This window comes from Asticcacaulis sp. SL142 (genome assembly GCF_026625745.1).
Lineage (GTDB): Bacteria > Pseudomonadota > Alphaproteobacteria > Caulobacterales > Caulobacteraceae > Asticcacaulis.
The window spans coordinates 93,939-112,141 of record NZ_CP113061.1; the positions used below are offsets into that span (position 1 = coordinate 93,939).

Here is an 18,203-nt window from a genome sequence, read left to right on the forward strand (position 1 = left end):
ATATCTGAAAGGGGATATTCAGATGGCTATCAACACCAAAGCATTTCACGGTTTGCGCACCCGCTCTCTGCGGATGGCCCTGCTGACCACATCGATGATGGCGGCGGCAAGTTTCGCCTATGCCAATGAGGCCGCTGACGCGGCAGATGCCCCGGCCGCCGATGAACCGGTTGCCGAAGTGGTCGTCACCGCCACCAAGCGCAACACCAAACTTCAGAAAACCCCGATGGCGATTTCGGCGGTCACCGGTGATACCCTGGCCAAGGTTGGCGCCATGACGATGGACGAATATGTCAAGTTCGTGCCGTCGCTGAAAGTCTCCGATGACGGTCCTGGCCGTGGCCGGATATCCTTGCGCGGTATTCAGGGCACCGGCGAAGCTCTGGTCGGCGTGTTCTACGACGAAGCCCCGATCACCGGCTCAGTCGGCGTGTCTTCGGATGCCGGTGGCCGTAACCCGGACACCACGGCGACCGACGTTGAGCGCATCGAAGTCCTGCGCGGCCCGCAAGGCACCATGTACGGCGGCTCGGCCATGGGCGGTGCGGTGCGCATCATTATGAAAAAGCCGCGCCAGGTCTATGAAGGCTTTGTCTCCGGCAACTATTCCAGCGTTGACGGCGGTAAGGCAAATCACCAGGCGTCGGCCATGGTGAACGTGCCGCTGATCGAGGATAAGCTGGCAGCCCGTGTGGTCATGTATGAGCGTGAGCAGGGCGGCTGGATCGATAACCGCTACCTCGACCGCGAAGACATCAACAAAAGCACCACCAAGGGCGGGCGGTTACTGCTGCGCTATACCCCGATCGATAGCCTGACCATCGATGCCGCCGCCTTTGTTCAGAGTACAGATGCCGTGTCCAACAACAACTGGAACCCGGCCTACGGCGACTATGTGCAGGAATCAAAGCTGCTGCTGCCTTACGAAGAAGACACCAAGGTCTATTCGCTATCGGCGAACTGGGATATCGGCGACTACACCATCACCGGGTCATCAAGCTATTTCGTAGCTAAGTCGATCTATGCGGCGGACGATACCACCTATGTGGCCAGCTACCGCACGCCGGCGCGCTGCTCGGCCTATCTGGGCGTGACCTGCGTGGCAGGCACCCAGCAATACACAGACTATCTGGCCTATGTGAATTCCTACTATCCGGCCGCGATCTACTATCCGGACGAAGTGCGCAACTGGACTAACGAAATCCGCGTCAGCTCCAACTATTCCGGGCCGATCAATTTCACGGCGGGCGTCTATTATGAAAACCGCGATCAGGACACGGTCGGTTCCGACGTTCTGGCTGATGAAGCCACGGGTGAGCTGATCAAGCCGATTAAGTTCATCTATCACCGCTATGTCGATGATCATCTGGAGCAAAAGGCGATCTTCGGTGAGGTCAATTATGACGTAACCGACAAGTTGCTGATCACGGTTGGCGGGCGTTTCTTTGAATATGAAAAATCTGTGGGCGGTGAAACCGACATTCCGTGGGATCTGATCGGGGCAAACTATCGTCCGTACTATGTGCGCCGTACCAAAGAAGATGGTACCTTGCTAAAGTTCAATGCCAGCTACGACTTCAACGAAGACATCATGGCTTATGTCAATGTCGCCGAAGGCTATCGCCCCGGCGGCGTCAACCAGACCTTTGGTTTGCCGGACGCGCTAATCCCTTATGAATCCGACAGCCTGACCAACTACGAAGCCGGTATCAAGACGGGCTGGTTTGATCGCACGCTTTACGTCAATGCGGCCATCTACACGGTCAAATGGGAGAATATGCAGGTCTCTGGGCGCACGCCCAATGGCGCCTTCAGCTTCATCTCAAACGCGGGTGCGGCTGAGGTTAAGGGCTTTGAGCTGGAATCAACCTGGACGCCCCTTCCTGGCCTGACGGTGAGCGGTAACTATAGCTACAACGACGCCCAACTGACCGAAGACCAGATCAATTCATATGTGACTGCGGCTGGCCGCAAAGGCGATCGCATCACCTTCATCCCCAAGCATAAGGGCGCGATCTCAGCGGATTACAGCCGTCCGATCACTGCCTCGCTCAAGGGCTTTGTGCGCGGTGATGTCAACTATGTCGGCATTTCCTACTCGGAACTGTCGGTGGCCAATGTCTACCGTATGAAGAACCCGGCCTATACTCTGGCCAATCTGCGCGCCGGTATCAGCCCGCAGGACGGTAACTGGGAAGCGTCAGTGTTCGTCCATAACCTGTTCGATCATGTCGCCATCACCCGTCTGACCAATTCTTCGACCACCCCGATTGGTGGTTCGGCGGTTTCGGCTCTGCCGCGCACGGTCGGCGTCAGCCTGACCAAGAAGTTCTGATCTGACTAAGGCCCGCACGATTTGAACCGTGCGGGCCTTGTTTATAAAAAGTAAGAGGGATCTACAAAATGTTACTGCGGGTTAAACTCAAAACCTATGCGATGCTGGCTGCCTCCGTGTTGGCGCTGGCGACTGCCCCGATAGCGCTGGCAGACGTGCCGACCGCCGTCTCCGTGATCGGCTTTACGCCGGGCGATGATTACAAACTCGCCAACTATCAGGACTCGATCAAGTATTTTAAGGCGCTGGCCGCCAGTTCCGACAGCATCAAGATGGTTGAGGCGGGCAAGTCCACTCAGGGCCGCGTGATGCAGTATGCGGTGATTTCCTCACCGGCCAATCTGGCCAAGCTTGATCACTATATTGATATTTCCAAGAAGCTGAGTTCGGCCCGCGGCCTGACGGACGATCAGGCGAAAGCCTTAGCCAAAGAAGGCAAGGTCATAATCCACATCGACGGCGGTATGCACGCCTCGGAAGTGGCTGATCACCAGTTGCCGCTGGCTCTGGCCTATAAGCTGTTGTCATCACCGAACGATACCGAAGTGCAGGCCATCCTTGACAATGTCATTCTGGTGCTGTGGCCGACTCTCAACCCGGACGGTCAGGACATGGTCGTTGACTGGTACCGTAAGAACCTCGGCACCAAGTATGAAACCAGCCGTATGCCCTATCTCTATCAGGATTATGTCGGTCACGATAACAACCGTGACGGCTATATGCTGAACATGAAGGAAACGAAAGTCGCAACCAAAGCCGCGCGTGATTACGATCCGGTCATCTGGTACTCTCAGCATCAGACTGCGCCGATGCCGGCCCGTATCTGGATGCCGCCGTTTGCTGATCCGGTATCGTCAAACATCAGTCCCTATATGCGCATCTGGACCAGCGCCATCGGCACCAACATGATGGCCCGCTTTGAATATGAGCAAAAGCCGGGCGCGATCGCTCAGGCGCGCTTTGACAACTGGTATGCCGGTTTCCTCGACTACACCCACGTTTTCCGCAATACGATCTCGTTCTTCACCGAAGTCGCCCACGATTCCGCCACGCCCAAGGTCTATGACCCCAAGGACTTCCCCAAGAAGACACAGGATTTCAAAGCCCAGATCATGTATCCGAACCCGTGGAAGGGCGGTCTGTGGCGCCTTAAGGACTCGGTCGATTACATGATGACGGCGTCGATGTCAGTGCTCGATACCGGTGTGCGCTATAAGGACGTCCTGCTCTATAACCGCTATCAGGCCGGACGCGACAATATCAAGAAGTTCCCGTCCGAAGGCTTGCACGGCTATGTCATTCCGGCCGGTCAGACCGATATGGGTGAGGCCGCTGAACTGACGCAAAAGTTCATCGACCTTGGCGTCGAAGTTCATCAGGCCAAGTCCGAGATCACCTTGGGCGGCAAGACCTATCCGGCCGGATCGTTCGTGCTGCTGACCGATCAGCCGTTCTCCGGGCTTATCCCTGAATTGCTGGGTATCCAGAAATATCCGGACGCCATTCTGGCCGGTGACGGCACGGCGGCGGAACTGCCTTATGACACAACCGGCTGGACCCTGCCGCTGCAGATGGGGGTAACCGCTGAGGCTGTGAACGCCCCGGTGGGTATGGCAGAACGCGCTCAACTGGCCAAGATCACCACAGCTTCGGCACCGGCGGGTGCTATCACGGGTAAGGGCAGCCGCTATGTCCTTAGCCGTAAGGTCAATGCGTCCTATGCGGCGACCAATGATGTCATCAAAGCAGGCGGCAAGCTGGCCTATGCCAAGTCGACCGGTGATTTCGTGGTCACCGGCCTGAAGCCCGCCGCCATGCAGACCATTGCCTCAAAGCATAAGCTGGCGGTCACGACTGCGGCGTTTGGCACCAGCACCGACTCGCTTAAGCCTGCCCGTATCGGCATGTATCGGCCATGGGGTTCCAACATGGACGAAGGCTGGACGCGCTGGATTCTGGAGCAGTACAACTATGGCCTGACCAGCCTCTATAACGGCGACGTCAAGGCGGGCGCCCTGGATGACAAGTTCGACACCATCATCCTGCCCGACATGGGTGGTCGTCGCACGGCCAGCGTTCTTAAATCCATGAAGGACGGCCTGAGCGCCGAAGATACCCCCGCAGACTACGCTGGCGGTATTGGCGAAGAGGGTGCCGAGGCCCTCAAAAGCTTCGTCTCCGAAGGCGGCACCCTGGTGGTCATGAACAACACCTCTGACGCCATTATCGAGCTGTTTGACCTGCCGGTCACCAATGTCCTCAAGGACGTAAAGCCGGAAGTGTTCTTCTGCGCCGGGGCCTTGCTTGAGGTCGAATTGGGCGAAGCGTCTGAGGTTACTGCCGGTTTGTCGGCCAAGCCGATCATCATGTTCCAGGGCGGTCCGGCCTTTGAGGTCAAGGACGGCTTTAAGGGCAAGGTGCTGGCGTCTTACGCTAAGGATGCAAGTCCGCTACGCTCAGGCGTGATCCACGGCCCTGAAGTCATTCAGGGTAAGGCGGCGGCCCTTGAGGTTGAATACGGTAAGGGCAAGATCCTACTGTACGGCTTTGAACCGCAATGGCGCGGGCAAACCCACAACACCTATAAGTTCGTCTTCAACAGCTTTTATAAGTAACTGGTCTACAGGGAAAATAATCGCGAAGTAGACTAAGCCTCAGTTAGTAAGCATAGCGTGTGAAGCGGCGGCCCTCAGAAGCGTGAGGGCCGCCGTTTTGCGTTTAATATGCCGTCAGATTACTTAAGCCTTTTCTACCTCGTCGCGGGTTGAGCGCGCAACCAGGCGATAGGTTTTGCTATCGAATATTTGCCGCACGGTCGTAATGCGTTCATCGGCCCGCCAGGTGCGCCGCTCAACCATCAGGCAGACCATCTTACGGTCGCCCCACAATAAACGCGTCGTGTCTGCATCGGCATTAATGGCGCTGATTTGGTTTTCCACTTGCGTCCAGGGCACGGCCTCCAGCAGCCAGTGACCAGGGGATTGCGTGCTGAAATCAGCCTGTTCGGCCTCCGCGACAGCCCTAAGATTGATCAGGCGGTCCTCGTGACCCATTGGCCGCTCTGCCGCAAAATGCACGCCGGTGAGATGCAGGATACGCCCGCCTTTACCGGCCAGTTCGATCTCATCTGCGGAAGACGCGCGCCTGACGGTTTTGGAGGTCAGCTCAAACCTGTAGCTTTCACCACGGGCAGCCACTTCGATCTGTATGTCTGGCACATCGAGCACGGTCGAATCTACCCTTGGCAGTTTGACAAAACTGCCTGCACGTTTACGGCGCTCAATGACCCCGGCAGCACTGAGGGCCGATAAAGCCTGATTGACGGTCATGCGCGCGCAGCCGTAGGTCTGCATCAATTCATGCTCAAACGGGATTTTGTGGCCCGGACGCAAGGTGCCATCGTTGATCTGCGCTTCTATGTCCTGACGGATGCGCAGGTGAAGCGGACGCTTGTCGGCTGTTACGGTGTCGGTAGTCATCTATACAGCCGTCCCGGAGGGTAAATCAGGCAACAGATGTAAAGGGCGCACTGAATTGAGTAAAGGGGTTGTGTAGATTAACGCCGGTGTAACCAACCCATATTTTCATATATACAGTGCGGTTCTGAAATCCGTTTCTGCCATTAAAAAAGCTTCCATGAGAGAGCTGTTTTAATGGCGGACAGAGAGGGATTCGAACCCTCGGTACGCTTGCACGTACACACGCTTTCCAAGCGTGCGCGATCGACCACTCCGCCACCTGTCCGCATTATGCCCGCAGGTCTGAACTGTCGCGGGAAGGCGGCGTTTATACCCACCCATCGCGAAAGCGCAAGTCCTAATGGCTATGGCGTTTCGTTTTTTCCGTCCTATATAAGAAATCCGAGTTCATTATCCCCAACTTCGAGGTTGTTTTCCCATGTTCGGTTTGAAAACCCAAATGATTTCAAAAGATCAGGCCCTGACGGGCCGCCCTGATCCGATCCCTACCGATGATATCCATGCTGTGCTCGGCACCCCGATCAAGGGGCCGTTCCCGGAAGGTTTAGAGACGGTCGTGGTGGCGATGGGCTGTTTCTGGGGCGTGGAGCGGCTGTTCTGGAAGCAGGACGGGGTTTATTCGACGGCGGCTGGTTACATTGGCGGCTATACGCCGAACCCGACCTATAAAGAAGTGTGCTCCGGTCAGACCGGCCATACCGAAGGCGTGCAGATCGTTTATGATCCGGCCAAAATCAGCTTCAACCAGTTGCTGAAACTGTTCTGGGAAGAGCATGACCCGACCCAAGGCCACCGTCAGGGCAATGATGTTGGCACTCAGTACCGATCAGCCATCTTTGCCCGCACCGACGCTCAGTATCAGGCGGCGCTGGCCTCGAAAGCGGCGTTTGAGACGGACCTTAAGGCCCGCGGTTTGGGTGAGATCACCACGGAAATCTTTGGTCCCGATGAGGATACGCCCTTTTACTACGCCGAGGATTACCATCAGGGGTATCTGGAGAAAAACCCCGGCGGCTATTGCGGCCTCAAAGGCACCGGCGTGGTCTGCGCGATTTAAGGCATTATCTTTCTGCCCCTCTCCCCCGCGTGCGGGGAGAGGGAAGTTAGCCATGCATATTAAAGCCATTGTGGCCAAGCGACAGGCCCTGCCAGACGCGGGGAAGCTGATCGGGCAGGTCTTCGGCGATCAGGCCGGGGCCGAACAGATAGGCGGCTTCCGCGTGCATCCAGCAGGCGGCACAGGCGGCCTCAAACGCGGGCATGCCTTGCACCAGCAAACTGACGCATAAACCCGCCAGCACGTCACCTGATCCGGCAGTCGCCAGCCATTCCGAGGCATTGCGGTTGACCACCACCCGGCCATCTGGAGCGGCAATGACTGTATCGCGGCCTTTGAGCACAACCACCGCCCCGCTTTTGTCGGCGGCGGCCACAGCGTCAGCTTCGCGGTTGGTGACCTTGCCAAACAGACGGGCGAATTCGCCTTCGTGCGGGGTGAGTATGACTGGGGCTGTGATGGCCTCAAACAGCGTATCGGGTGCGCCTTCAAACACGCTCAACGCATCGGCATCCAGCACGCAGGGCTTACCGGCCTGTAACGCGGTCAGCGCAAACGCCCGCGTCCGGTCATTGACCCCCGCCGCAGGCCCCATCAGCACGCCGGTTATGCGCGGATCGCTGATCAATTCGGCAAATGCCTCCGCGTCCTTGACCGGCTTGGTCATCACCGCCTCACACGCCACCGCATAGACCATCAGGGCCGACGGATCGCAGGCGATGCTGACCAGGCCCGCACCCGCCCTAAGCGCCGACCGGGCCGACAGCCGTGCGGCCCCCGTAGACGCCACAGGCCCGCCCAGCACGACCGCATGACCGCGATCATATTTGTTGCCGTCCGGCTCCGGCCAGTTGAGCGCCTCTGCCCACAGGGCCGGGCTGTTGTCGCCCCTCTTAAAACTTGGAGAATCAGGCATTGCTGGCTCCGGATGACGCCGAAGGCTTTTTTGCGCGGGCTTTGGGTTTTGCGATTTTAGGGGCCGCTTTTTTAGGCTCCGCAGTTTTAGTTGGGGCGGTTTTCGCCTCTGTTTTAGGCTTCGGCGGTTTCTTTTTCGCGGGCGCTTTAGGGGCCGGGGCCGGGGCCAGAGCAGGGGGTGCTGCGGCCATCACGATTGGCATCAACGGTTCGGTATCATCCGCAAACGGCACCAGAACCGACAAATCCCGGACTGAGCATCTGTGATTATAGCGGGCCATACAGCGGTGGTTCAGGCGCGCCCAGTCTTCGACCATCGCGGCCTGCTGCTCATAGCCATATTTTTTGAACGGCTGATCCGGCAAGATTTTATACTTATAGCGCCCGCGTTCACGGAACATGTACTTGAAGATGTTCATGCCGCTTTGGTACTGCCACACATGGGTCAGCTCATGGGCCAAAAGCCCGATCAGTTCAGGCTTGGCCGACAGATCATCGGGCAGGCGCGGCCAGTAGATGTTCGATCCGCGCACCACAATGACATGGCGGTGACCCAGGATATAGCGCGCCAGCCAGCCGACCGGGTGGCGGCCATTGATCAGCCGCACCCGTTTAAGGTCGATCATATCCGCCATCCGGCCGGGCAGGGCCTTGATTTCGGCATCACTCAGGGGGCGGTTAGGGGGCGGTTTCATGCTGGGGTCGGGCACTTCATGGGTCTAAAAATCACGCAATTGTCACTACGCTAAACCACCTGTTGAACCTAATGTCGAGGCGATTTTCAGACCCTACAGCAGGAGATTTACATGGCCAAGATATTGGTACTTTATTATTCGTCCTACGGCCATATTGAAACCATGGCCGGTGCGATCGCCGAAGGGGCGCGCAAGGCCGGGGCCACGGTCGATATCAAGCGCGTGCCGGAAAGCGCCCCCTTAGAGGTCGCCAAGGCCGCGCATTTCAAGCTGGATCAGGCGGCCCCCATTGCGACCATAGCCGAACTGGCCGATTATGATGCGATCATCATCGGCACCGGCACGCGCTTTGGGCGGATCACATCGCAGATGGCGGCGTTTCTGGATCAAGCGGGCGGGCTGTGGGCCAAGGGTGCGCTCAATGGCAAGGTCGGGGCGGCGTTCACCTCAACCGCCACGCAGCACGGCGGGCAGGAGACGACACTGTTTTCGATCATCACCAATCTGCTGCATTTCGGGATGGTGATCGTGGGGCTGCCCTACAGCTTTCAGGGGCAGATGCGCCTGGATGAAGTCACCGGCGGCTCACCCTATGGGGCCACGACGATTGCCGGCGGCGACGGGTCACGTCAGCCGTCGGAGAACGAGCTTGCGGGCGCGCGTCACCAGGGCGAACTGGTCGCGCAGACGGCGATTAAGTTGTTTGGGTAAGGCAAGGTAAAGAGCCCCCACCACCATTTCGCTATCGCTCATGGTCCCCCTCCCCGGCACGCCGGGGAGGTATAAACAAAGGTGGGATGTGGCATTTTTCTTATACTCCCCCGGTGTACCGGGGGAGGTGGATGGCCGAAGGCCAGACGGAGGGGGCCTCTTACTTTAACCGCCGCCGTAATCCGGTCGTTCCGGAGGGCGCCAGTACTGAACCGGTGCGCGCAGAGGGTCTTGCGTATCAATAACCCGCGCTAAGGGCGGCTCAGGTTTGGAGGCAGGGGCCACGACCTCATCGGACAGGTCATCGATCAGGTCGTCGTCTTCGTCGCCGTAGCCTTCGAAAATCTGTGTCCAGTCCGTATAAACGGGCGGCGAGGGGGCCGGAACCGGCGCAGGCGCGGGCTTAAGTGTTTTGGCTTCCTCGGCTTCACGCGCAAGCCGCAAACCGTTGACGCGGTCCACCCAGTAGGCGTGGTGTTCGGCGCGTCTTTGCTCGGCCTCAGCCGCCTCGGCTGCTTCTTGTTCAGGGGTGAGCGGCGGCGGGGGCGCGCGGCGTTCAGCTATATCGACGCGGGCATAGAGCCGCTCGATCATAAGGCCGACGCGCACGGTGCGCTCAAGCTCAGGCACATCCTGCGGCGGGGCTAAGTCTTCGAGGTGATCCAGCATCCGGTCGGCAAAGGCCCGCAACCGCGCGCACCGTTCTTGCGGCGTGTAGCGTTCAACTGTGTGCGGGTCGGATGTCATCCCCTTAGCATGGGGGAAATCGACGGGGCGGGGATAAGTTACCCTAAAAGCGTGCTCAGTCTGTCGCGCAAGGGCGGCAGGTCGGTTTTGACGGTTTGCCACACGACCATAGGGTCAACCGAGAAATAGTCGTGGATCATCTTATTACGCATAGTGCGCATGGACTTCCACGGGATGTCGGGATGGGTGCTGATGAAATCAGGATCATGCTGGCCGATCTTGTTCGCGGCTTCCCCCAGAATTTCTATGGTACGGATCACGGCGTCCAGTGCTTGCGAATTTTGGCCGAAGGCTACGGCGGTGTCGAAAGGGGCTGTGTAGATCAAAGCGCGGTCAATCGCCTCAATCATGTGCCCAATATAGCCGGTTGTGCGTTCAGGTTTGCTCAAAGGGCCTTAGCCTCACGCAAGACCTTGGCGCGGAAGGATGCGGGCAGGGCATCGGGCGTCATGACGGAGACATTGAACCCCAGAAGGGCTTCGGCTTCGTCCTGTAGCTTAGCCAGCGTAAACAGCGTCGTCGTCTCGGACGGGTCAACCAGCAAATCCAGATCGCTTAGCGGTGTGTCTGTGCCCGTCAGCACCGAGCCGAACACGCGCGGGCGCGACAGGCCGTAACGGCTGACAAGGCCACGCAGTTGAACACGTTTGGCATCAAGGGCTTCGGACGGTTTCATGAGGTAAGTTTAACGGATCGGACGGGGTATGGCAAATCGGCATACCTTCTACTTCCTGTTGCGGAGCAATGGGGAGGTGGCGCGGCGTAGTCCGCGACGGAGGGGGACGGCTGAGACGAGGTGGTTTGCACCGGCATTAGGGCATCACGCAAACTAAGGACGGTGGCTGGAAATCAGGGCGGCGCTGTCCCCCTCCGTCATTTCGCTGCGCTCAATGCCACCTCCCCATCTGCGATAGGGAGGAGGAAGTGTAGAGGTTGAGTTTATGCACTCAATTTGTTGTGGGGCCCTTTGTGAACCCTCTCTACAAAAGTCCGAAGATCTCCAAGCTTTTCATCATGCAACGGAACATCAGACAGTAACTTCATCACAAATTTTGGCCCATGGTTGCCAATTTCCGGGCAAAACATTTCGATTTCACCCACTGGAACCAAATATATTCCAATCTTTTCAAGTGACTCTATTAACTCGTTGAAATCAGATTGTGCTTTACCTTTTGGCACTCCAGCCTTGCCGAATTTTTTAACTTCATACCATGAAGCACCTTGTTTCATTGCATCGGTTATTTCGCTTTTGGGTAGATTTTCTTCTTCGGATTTTTCAATTACAGCGATAATTTCTTTTTTGATGTCACTGTTAGATTTTGGCTTTTTCCCTTTTCTTACAGCTGCATCTAAGCGAGTCCATAGGGGGTTAATTTCATCCCAGTTTCCTCCAAAAGCTTCAACTGTTGTCTTTACTAAAGAAGATTCAGAAAGAAAATCTAGGTCTAATATTGCTTTAACGGGCACACCAATTTGACGAAGAACTCCGGCAATTTTGGCTACACCATGTTTCCCTCCGGTTGGGACATAAGCGGTGTCTTGCCACTGTTCCGTGGAGTTGCTGGACAAGTGATCAGCGACAGAATTTATCAATCTACAGTCGCTATCGTCCTCACATATTATAGTTTGTTCATGGAATATGCCTTCAAGAGCATTGGAATAACGCAATTCTGGCTTTTCCCATAATTCTTGGATCGTAGCTGCTGGTGCTTCTTGTACAAAATTTTTGTCTCCTTCTCTACGGATTCTAAGAATTCGTACGTTTCCTTTTGTGCCTTCAAGAAATCCGCGTAAAATGTCACTGCTATGCGTTGCAACGAGTAACTGCCCCTTTACCTCAGCGGCCAATGTTTCGCCTAAGCGGCGCATTTGAGGGGGGTGCAAAAAAGCCTCTGGCTCATCAATTAATGTGATATCTAAGTCTGTGACGACTGCTTCAAAAAGGATACCGGCATAACTTTTCATACCGTCTCCTTGTTGATCTAACAGAGGGTTTTGGCGAACTAAATCAACGTATTCGTTACTCACACGATCTAATATTTGGGAAGCCGGTAGTTCACCAACATGAATAGGGAGCTTATTCCCTCCTCTAAAGTCAAACATAATGTCTTTTCCAAAGGCTTTGCGAAATAAACCACTCACCTTGGACATCAAATGCTGATCATCATAAAGGACGTGTTGCGGTTTTGATTTTTGCTCGTCTGGAGAAATACTGTTTTGTTGATTGCATATTGTTAATCTGTCGTTTGCCGCTATATTTTTAATGTAGCCATATAATAAATCATGTTGTAAATATTTATTAGACCAAAATGCTATTTGTTCAGAGTTGATTTGCCAGCTTTTAAATCTATATTTTCCGTTATAATAATCTCCATTAGTTTCTAAAAATTGTTTTAGATCTTCCTTTGTTCCAGTTTTGTTGATTTCCATGTTTGAAATTACAATTGGTCGGAATTTCTCGCCTTGATGCGCAATCGATATTATCTCTCTTAAGGATTGAGATTTTCCGCTGTTATTTGCACCAACAAGTATAATTTTCTCGCTTGGAGATAAGTCAAAACTTTGTCCGCTTGAAAAAGTTAATTTTGAGATCGAAGCAGTAGGTTTAGAAGTCAACGGGCATCTCCTGTATTTTAAGCTAAACTAATCATATGTCTCAAGATGGAACAAGTTTTGGTTGTGGTCGCTGTTGTGTAATCTTTTCGACCTTTGATCAAACATTCCGGGTGCAGGGGGCTTGCCCCTTGCGAACCTTTTCTTACCGTCTCAACACCCCTTCCACGCTGCACCCGCGAAAAAATATGCACAGGCGGGGGTGGCGCTTGCGCTCAGTTTCGGTTATACAGCGCGCGATTCAGACATTCTGAGCCGGTGCCGGGACCATATCTCTTAAGCGGGCTCACGATTTGACGCGCATCTTTTACCCGTTTGGGGGTGCGCCCCAACCCCGCAGCCTCTCTGATGCCTGAGAGGCTTTTGTGCGTTTAAAGGCCTTTTATGAACTTAAGAAATATCGCGATTATCGCTCACGTTGACCACGGCAAGACAACGCTGGTGGATGCGCTGCTGGCACAGTCTGGCGTCTTCCGCGCCAATGAGGCGACGGTTGAGCGCGCCATGGACTCTAATGACCAGGAACGCGAACGCGGCATCACCATCCTTGCCAAATGTACCTCTGTTCTGTGGAACGGTAAGGCCGGTGAGACGCGCATCAACATCATCGACACGCCGGGCCACGCCGACTTTGGCGGCGAAGTTGAACGTATCCTCGGCATGGTGGACGGCTGTGTGATCCTGGTGGACGCCGAAGAAGGCGTCATGCCGCAGACCAAGTTCGTGCTGGGTAAGGCGCTGAAACTGGGACTGCGTCCGATCCTGTGCATCAACAAGGTTGACCGCCCGCACGCCGATCCTGACCGCGTGCATAACGAAGCGTTCGACCTGTTTGCCATCATGGGCGCTACCGAAGAACAACTCGACTTCCCGCACATCTATGCGTCGGGTAAGGCCGGTTGGGCGACGATGGATATGAAGGAGCCGTCGGAAACGCTGGCGCCGCTGTTTGACCTGATCGTTGATCACGTCCCGCCGCCTGCCGCGCAATCGCGTGTGGATGAGCCGTTCCAGATGCTGAGCGTTCTGATCGAATCCGATCCGTTCCTGGGCCGCATCCTGACCGGCCGTATCGCTGCGGGTAAGGCTGTTGCCGGTCTGGCCATCAAGGCGTTGAACCGTGACGGCGTTGAAATCGAGCGCGGCCGGATCACCAAGGTTCTGGCGTTCCGCGGCCTGAAGCGTCAGCCGATCGACGAAGGCACCGAAGCCGGTGACATCTGCGCGATTGCCGGTTTGTCCAAGGCGACCGTGGCCGATACGCTGTGCGATATGTCGCTCAATGAGGCGCTGCCCGCACAGCCGATCGATCCGCCGACCATCTCGATGACCGTATCCGTCAACGATTCGCCTCTGGCCGGCCGTGAAGGCTCCAAGGTGCAGTCGCGCGTGATCCGTGACCGCCTGCTGAAAGAAGCCGAATCCAACGTGGCGATCCGCGTGACCGAAACGGCTGAAAAAGACGCCTACGAAGTTGCCGGTCGGGGTGAACTTCAACTGGGCGTTCTGATTGAAAACATGCGCCGCGAAGGCTTCGAAGTGGCGATTTCGCGTCCGCGCGTGGTCTATCAGATCAACGAAGAAACCGGCGAGCGCATGGAGCCGATCGAAGACGTCATGATTGACGTCGATGATGAGTTCTCCGGCATCGTCATTGAAAAGCTGTCGGCCCGTAAGGCTGAGCTTAAGGACATGGGCCCGTCCGGTGGTGGCAAGACCCGCATCCAGCTCAAGTCGCCGTCGCGCTCGCTGATCGGTTATCAGGGCGAGTTCCTGACCGATACGCGCGGGTCGGGCGTGCTCAACCGCGTGTTCTCGCACTATGAACCGTATAAGGGCATCATCGACCAGAACCGTAAGGGCGTGCTGGTCTCCAATGGTGACGGCGAAACGGCGGCCTTTGCGCTGTGGAACCTCGAAGACCGCGGCACCATGTTTGTGGGTGCGGGCGAAAAGACCTATCAGGGCATGATCATCGGCGAAAATGCCCGTTCGGACGATCTCGATGTCAACCCGATGAAGGCCAAGCAACTCACCAACGTGCGCGCTTCGGGTAAGGATGAAGCCATCCGCCTGACGCCGCCGCGCCGCCCGACGCTGGAGCAGGCGATTGCCTATATCGAAGACGATGAACTGGTGGAAGTGACGCCACTCAACATCCGTCTGCGCAAGCGCGAGCTGAACCCTTCGTTCCGCAAGAAGCGCGTGAAGGCGGACTGATTGTAGTCATGGGGGAACACGTTCCCCCATGTGCCCCCTTTACTGGTTATGAAAACGGCTCCGGAAACGGGGCCGTTTTCTGTTAGAGGGAGATACCGAGTTCCAAATCTACAGCCGGAAGTAAAAAGGCCCGCTGAAGCGGGTCTCTTATCCTTTATATACGATCCTTGGCCTCTAGGTAGTCTGCGTCTCGACCGTCTTCCTGTAACTCTTCCTCGGCTTGGAGCGCTAAGAGGGTCTTTAGCGCGGCAACCTTCTTCTCCAGAAGGCTTAATCCCCTGATATCAAATATGCCACTGATCTGAACTTTATCTCCACGGATATCCATATTCACCTTGTTTAAATCTTGCACTCCATTGGCATGCGCTGAAACTGGGTAAGACAATATAGGACTTGCTAGTAATGGCATTGGAGTAAGGGAAGGGGGCTGTTGCATTTGAACCTCCTTTGACTGCTCGGTGGATTCTAAAGACGAGCTATCAGGATGGCTATAACTTTCGTTTTCTTTTAAATTCTCCACTTCACGGTAGGTCTCCATAAACGCACTGATCGCGGGCCCTACTGCTGTATCGGAGAACTCTTGTTTTATTAGATAGGACTTGATTGGCCCTTCGGATGGTATGCCGTCAGGAAATCGCTCATGTATGTCTCGAAATAATTGTGGTGTGAAGGCTGCTTTAATCAACGCCTCATTGCGTTCTCGCTCATTCTCAGCATGTAGAATCTCCACAGCAGTTTGAGTTACTCGAACATCGCCCGTTCCAACGCGAGAAAGTAACCCAAATTGTATCAAGGCTGCGATTACAGTCATTGAGCGACCGGTTAAACCGCTATACCCCAGCGCATGGGCAGCGTCTTCGCGCGTGATAACATTTGTTCGGTTTAATCTGTGAATTTTCGCAACCATATCAACGGATTGTGTCAATGATAGGCTCGGGTAGTTTGGGCTGCGCATTCTGGCCATGGAGCGTCTCCGTTTGCATTTCCGTTTATATACCACAAATAAACTACGCTATCCATACTTTCTTCCATAAATGGAATGGAAATCGCTTCCGGCTTCTTGACGTTATGTGGCAATGTGTTATTAAGGATTTGCTTCGGCCCAAAAACCATTTGAGCCGCACGGCCCCTGGCAGGGGGCACGGCGGCTCAAGCGTTATAGTGATTTTTGGTCTTCCGGGGGACGCTCTAACCTGTCCTTTAACCCCGGGCTCCGCTTTTGACACTAACATGTCGAATCGGATGATGCAAGGACGCCTCGAAAGATGGAGGTGCTCCATGATAAGCAAAGCTTGTCATTGGGTCTCCGCATACGTCCGGTTGCGCTTCGGCAAAATCGAACACGTCTGCGGACACTGGCGCTGCTGCGGTTAGTCCCGCACAGCCCTAGGGTTTAGCTGTTGAGCGTGATGCACTAGGCGAACCCTACCAACCTTAATAGCCTTGGCCGTCGCAGGGAACTATCCTGCGGCGGCTTTTTAATTTTAGTGCATTCACCTTTCTCGGTAATTAATAGAATTTTTTGCACCGTGAGTCTTAGCTTTATATTCCGCTCATCTAAGGTCACCGCAACAAAACCGTTTCCAACTTGTCGAAAAAGGCCTGCCAGCCGAAGCGGGCGCCGCCGGAGGCTTGTGTCTGATCGGGCCGGAAGCCGGTCTGTTCCATGCGCAGATGCGTACCGCCTGACGTGGGGGTGAGGGTAAAGGTCACCACGCTGCGCAGGTCATAGGCCGGGTTCTCATGCACATGGTTCCAGGTGTAGGACAAGGTCGTGTGTGGCTCGACCGCCAGCACTTCGCAGTCCAGAACGCCGCCCCACTCGCCGCGCAGATTAAACTTATGCCCTGCGACCGGCGCAAAGTCATTTTTCATCAGCCAGTCCTCGATCAGATGCGGCTGGGTCAGGGCGCGCCACAGCTTTTCCGGCGGGTGCGCAAATTCGCGTTCAATAATAACGGTCTCGGCCTTATGGTCGGTGGTCATGGGCTTACTTTCTTAAGACGGCTTGCGGCGGCTGATATAGGGCAGGGCGAACAGGTAAAGCCCGCTGAACAGCAGCAAAAACAACGGCGGCAGCGGCAGGTAATTCAGCCACAAAATATTATGCCCCAGCCCCAGAGCCACAAAATTGGCCGCGACGGTCAGGGTAAAGATGATGGATATCCATCGGTGACTTTTGCGTATCCATAGGTTCAGGTTCATTTTCGGGGTCATTGATCCATCCTGTTAAGCAGGGCTTCGAGGCCGTCAAACCGACGCTCCCAAAAGCCGGTCATGGCTTGCGTCCATGCGGTTAAGGGCGCCAGAGCCTCGACCCTGGCGCTATAGTGGGTCTGACGGCCTGCGGGGCGGTCATCGACCAGTCCGGCGTGCTTGAGTTGGGCCAGATGCTTTGACACCACCGGCTGAGAGACGCCAGCCTGAGCGGTAAGCGCCCTGACCGTCTGCTCGCCGTCGTGACACAGGCGCTCAAATATCGCCCGACGGGTCGGGTCAGCGAGGGCGCGAAAGATAAGGTCGGGGGCGGTCATTAATTCATACCTGAATGGCTATGAATTAATCAATATCCGTTTGGCTATGAATGTCAAGCGGGTTGAAGCGCGCAAATCCCATTGCATTTTTGCGGGGCCGGGTGATGAGCGGAAGCTCCTGATCATCAAGAGGCGGTGGCGTGAAGTTAAGCGCATATCCGAAAGTGCTGGTGCGATTGACGCCAAATGGTCCCTGCGCGGGCGGTTCATGGCGGCGGAGGTGCGCGATATCGCTACCCGATGATCCGCGTCTTCAGGCGAATCGGTGGTGTGCTATCACCATCCTGATGTGGTGAATAAGGCGCTAAAGGCCTTCAATCCCCATGAAGTGCGGCAGGGCTGATTGCCCCCTCAGGGCGCTCTGGGCGAATTTTAGCGGACACAATTGAATGATATTGCGGCGGCCTTGATTTCGCGAGGCCGGGGGTGTGGTTGCGGCTGACACTATTTGGTCAGCGTGCTTGAAGTTGACTTCATGGTTTCATGGGTAATTTTATATTCAATAATGAAAAATAATAATCTACCATAATTTTTTATAAGTAAAAATATGAGTTTATATTATTATTAGTTTTAGTATTAATTGCATTATGTTTCAATTTTGTTTGAATTTTTAGACAATAATTGAGAGTATAGCTCAGTATTATCTATGTGTAACATTAGTAATTGTGATGGCTAAAATATGGCGATTATATGTCTGTGCTGTGATTTTCCTGAAATTGAATATCTTTGTTATGTCAAAAAGGGCTTTGGTATTTGCAATTTTGTCAAAATAGATTGACTGATCGTAATTGATTGTTAATGATGGAATGAGATAAGATCGATAAAACGATCAAAAAGGATCATACACGGGAGAAGGTTCGGCAATGGTGCCCTTAAGGGGTGGCGTGTCGGGCGATG

At 55.0% G+C, this 18,203-nt stretch carries 17 protein-coding genes and 1 tRNA gene; 6 read left to right on the forward strand and 12 right to left on the reverse strand.

From position 1 onward, the window contains the following. Window positions 1-22 precede the first annotated feature (22 nt). Both OVA03_RS00325 and OVA03_RS00330 read left to right on the forward strand, forming a co-directional pair. On the forward strand, window positions 23-2,335 hold the full coding sequence (locus OVA03_RS00325) for a TonB-dependent receptor (protein WP_267526262.1): 2,313 nt from the start codon (window positions 23-25) through the stop codon (window positions 2,333-2,335). 68 nt (window positions 2,336-2,403) lie between these two features. Beyond that, on the forward strand, window positions 2,404-4,950 hold the full coding sequence (locus OVA03_RS00330) for a M14 family metallopeptidase (protein WP_267526263.1): 2,547 nt from the start codon (window positions 2,404-2,406) through the stop codon (window positions 4,948-4,950). 123 nt (window positions 4,951-5,073) lie between these two features. Here the strand turns inward: OVA03_RS00330 and hutC are convergent, their stop codons facing one another. Then, a complete protein-coding gene (hutC, locus tag OVA03_RS00335; RefSeq protein WP_267526264.1) occupies window positions 5,074-5,814 on the reverse strand; it encodes a histidine utilization repressor in 741 nt (246 codons plus the stop codon). Window positions 5,815-5,989: 175 nt separating this feature from the next. Then, window positions 5,990-6,079: transfer RNA gene (locus tag OVA03_RS00340), tRNA-Ser, on the reverse strand. A 153-nt stretch (window positions 6,080-6,232) separates the two neighbouring features. On the opposite strand from OVA03_RS00340, the gene msrA reads away from it, so the two are divergent. Further along, window positions 6,233-6,871, forward strand: coding sequence for a peptide-methionine (S)-S-oxide reductase MsrA (msrA, locus tag OVA03_RS00345; protein ID WP_267526265.1), 639 nt, complete (start codon window positions 6,233-6,235; stop codon window positions 6,869-6,871). 46 nt (window positions 6,872-6,917) lie between these two features. On the opposite strand, the gene OVA03_RS00350 is transcribed toward msrA, so the two are convergent. Both OVA03_RS00350 and OVA03_RS00355 read right to left on the reverse strand, forming a co-directional pair. After that, window positions 6,918-7,787, reverse strand: a complete 870-nt coding sequence (locus OVA03_RS00350; RefSeq protein WP_267526266.1) for an NAD(P)H-hydrate dehydratase — start codon at window positions 7,785-7,787, stop codon at window positions 6,918-6,920. After that, window positions 7,780-8,481: a hypothetical protein gene (locus OVA03_RS00355; protein ID WP_267526267.1), complete on the reverse strand. Its 702-nt coding sequence runs from the start codon at window positions 8,479-8,481 to the stop codon at window positions 7,780-7,782. Before OVA03_RS00355 ends, OVA03_RS00350 begins: the two co-directional genes overlap by 8 nt. Before the next feature lie 111 nt (window positions 8,482-8,592). Here OVA03_RS00355 and wrbA point away from each other — a divergent pair, with 111 nt between their 5' ends. Next, entirely contained in the window at window positions 8,593-9,192 is a 600-nt protein-coding gene (wrbA, locus tag OVA03_RS00360) for an NAD(P)H:quinone oxidoreductase (protein WP_267526268.1), read from the forward strand. A gap of 165 nt (window positions 9,193-9,357) precedes the next feature. Here the strand turns inward: wrbA and OVA03_RS00365 are convergent, their stop codons facing one another. From OVA03_RS00365 to OVA03_RS00380, 4 genes are all read right to left on the reverse strand, one after another. Beyond that, on the reverse strand, window positions 9,358-9,939 hold the full coding sequence (locus tag OVA03_RS00365) for a hypothetical protein (RefSeq protein WP_267526269.1): 582 nt from the start codon (window positions 9,937-9,939) through the stop codon (window positions 9,358-9,360). Window positions 9,940-9,977: 38 nt separating this feature from the next. Next, window positions 9,978-10,328 (reverse strand): DUF86 domain-containing protein, encoded by a 351-nt coding sequence (locus tag OVA03_RS00370; protein ID WP_267526270.1) that lies wholly within the window; start codon window positions 10,326-10,328, stop codon window positions 9,978-9,980. Further along, a complete protein-coding gene (locus OVA03_RS00375; RefSeq protein ID WP_267526271.1) occupies window positions 10,325-10,615 on the reverse strand; it encodes a nucleotidyltransferase family protein in 291 nt (96 codons plus the stop codon). Before OVA03_RS00375 ends, OVA03_RS00370 begins: the two co-directional genes overlap by 4 nt. Before the next feature lie 263 nt (window positions 10,616-10,878). Then, complete coding sequence (locus OVA03_RS00380) at window positions 10,879-12,555, reverse strand: ATP-dependent nuclease (protein ID WP_267526272.1); 1,677 nt, start codon at window positions 12,553-12,555, stop codon at window positions 10,879-10,881. 381 nt (window positions 12,556-12,936) lie between these two features. Here OVA03_RS00380 and typA point away from each other — a divergent pair, with 381 nt between their 5' ends. Continuing rightward, window positions 12,937-14,772 carry a translational GTPase TypA gene (typA, locus tag OVA03_RS00385; RefSeq protein ID WP_189488071.1) on the forward strand — a complete coding sequence of 612 codons (1,836 nt, stop codon included), beginning with the start codon at window positions 12,937-12,939 and terminating at the stop codon, window positions 14,770-14,772. Window positions 14,773-14,926: 154 nt separating this feature from the next. On the opposite strand, the gene OVA03_RS00390 is transcribed toward typA, so the two are convergent. The 4 genes from OVA03_RS00390 to OVA03_RS00405 all read right to left on the reverse strand — a co-directional run bounded on the left by OVA03_RS00390 (window position 14,927) and on the right by OVA03_RS00405 (window position 17,306). Next, window positions 14,927-15,736 carry a hypothetical protein gene (locus tag OVA03_RS00390; protein WP_267526273.1) on the reverse strand — a complete coding sequence of 270 codons (810 nt, stop codon included), beginning with the start codon at window positions 15,734-15,736 and terminating at the stop codon, window positions 14,927-14,929. Window positions 15,737-16,335: 599 nt separating this feature from the next. Beyond that, window positions 16,336-16,758 (reverse strand): SRPBCC family protein, encoded by a 423-nt coding sequence (locus OVA03_RS00395; protein ID WP_267526274.1) that lies wholly within the window; start codon window positions 16,756-16,758, stop codon window positions 16,336-16,338. 12 nt (window positions 16,759-16,770) lie between these two features. Next, the gene (locus OVA03_RS00400; protein ID WP_267526275.1) at window positions 16,771-16,989 is read right to left on the reverse strand and encodes a hypothetical protein; all 219 of its coding nucleotides are present in this window, start codon (window positions 16,987-16,989) and stop codon (window positions 16,771-16,773) included. Next, window positions 16,986-17,306, reverse strand: coding sequence for an ArsR/SmtB family transcription factor (locus OVA03_RS00405; RefSeq protein ID WP_267526276.1), 321 nt, complete (start codon window positions 17,304-17,306; stop codon window positions 16,986-16,988). Before OVA03_RS00405 ends, OVA03_RS00400 begins: the two co-directional genes overlap by 4 nt. Before the next feature lie 46 nt (window positions 17,307-17,352). On the opposite strand from OVA03_RS00405, the gene OVA03_RS00410 reads away from it, so the two are divergent. Further along, on the forward strand, window positions 17,353-17,550 hold the full coding sequence (locus OVA03_RS00410) for a hypothetical protein (protein WP_267526277.1): 198 nt from the start codon (window positions 17,353-17,355) through the stop codon (window positions 17,548-17,550). The last annotated feature ends 653 nt before the right edge of the window (window positions 17,551-18,203 follow it).

Bases quoted from the DNA above. Each gene is read 5' to 3' on its own strand.
- OVA03_RS00325 (WP_267526262.1), top strand. From the start codon at position 23: ATGGCTATCAACACCAAAGCATTTCACGGTTTGCGCACCCGCTCTCTG.
- OVA03_RS00330 (WP_267526263.1), top strand. From the start codon at position 2,404: ATGTTACTGCGGGTTAAACTCAAAACCTATGCGATGCTGGCTGCCTCC.
- hutC (WP_267526264.1), bottom strand. From the start codon at position 5,814: ATGACTACCGACACCGTAACAGCCGACAAGCGTCCGCTTCACCTGCGC.
- msrA (WP_267526265.1), top strand. From the start codon at position 6,233: ATGTTCGGTTTGAAAACCCAAATGATTTCAAAAGATCAGGCCCTGACG.
- OVA03_RS00350 (WP_267526266.1), bottom strand. From the start codon at position 7,787: ATGCCTGATTCTCCAAGTTTTAAGAGGGGCGACAACAGCCCGGCCCTG.
- OVA03_RS00355 (WP_267526267.1), bottom strand. From the start codon at position 8,481: ATGAAACCGCCCCCTAACCGCCCCCTGAGTGATGCCGAAATCAAGGCC.
- wrbA (WP_267526268.1), top strand. From the start codon at position 8,593: ATGGCCAAGATATTGGTACTTTATTATTCGTCCTACGGCCATATTGAA.
- OVA03_RS00365 (WP_267526269.1), bottom strand. From the start codon at position 9,939: ATGACATCCGACCCGCACACAGTTGAACGCTACACGCCGCAAGAACGG.
- OVA03_RS00375 (WP_267526271.1), bottom strand. From the start codon at position 10,615: ATGAAACCGTCCGAAGCCCTTGATGCCAAACGTGTTCAACTGCGTGGC.
- typA (WP_189488071.1), top strand. From the start codon at position 12,937: ATGAACTTAAGAAATATCGCGATTATCGCTCACGTTGACCACGGCAAG.
- OVA03_RS00390 (WP_267526273.1), bottom strand. From the start codon at position 15,736: ATGGCCAGAATGCGCAGCCCAAACTACCCGAGCCTATCATTGACACAA.
- OVA03_RS00395 (WP_267526274.1), bottom strand. From the start codon at position 16,758: ATGACCACCGACCATAAGGCCGAGACCGTTATTATTGAACGCGAATTT.
- OVA03_RS00400 (WP_267526275.1), bottom strand. From the start codon at position 16,989: ATGACCCCGAAAATGAACCTGAACCTATGGATACGCAAAAGTCACCGA.
- OVA03_RS00405 (WP_267526276.1), bottom strand. From the start codon at position 17,306: ATGACCGCCCCCGACCTTATCTTTCGCGCCCTCGCTGACCCGACCCGT.
- OVA03_RS00410 (WP_267526277.1), top strand. From the start codon at position 17,353: ATGAATGTCAAGCGGGTTGAAGCGCGCAAATCCCATTGCATTTTTGCG.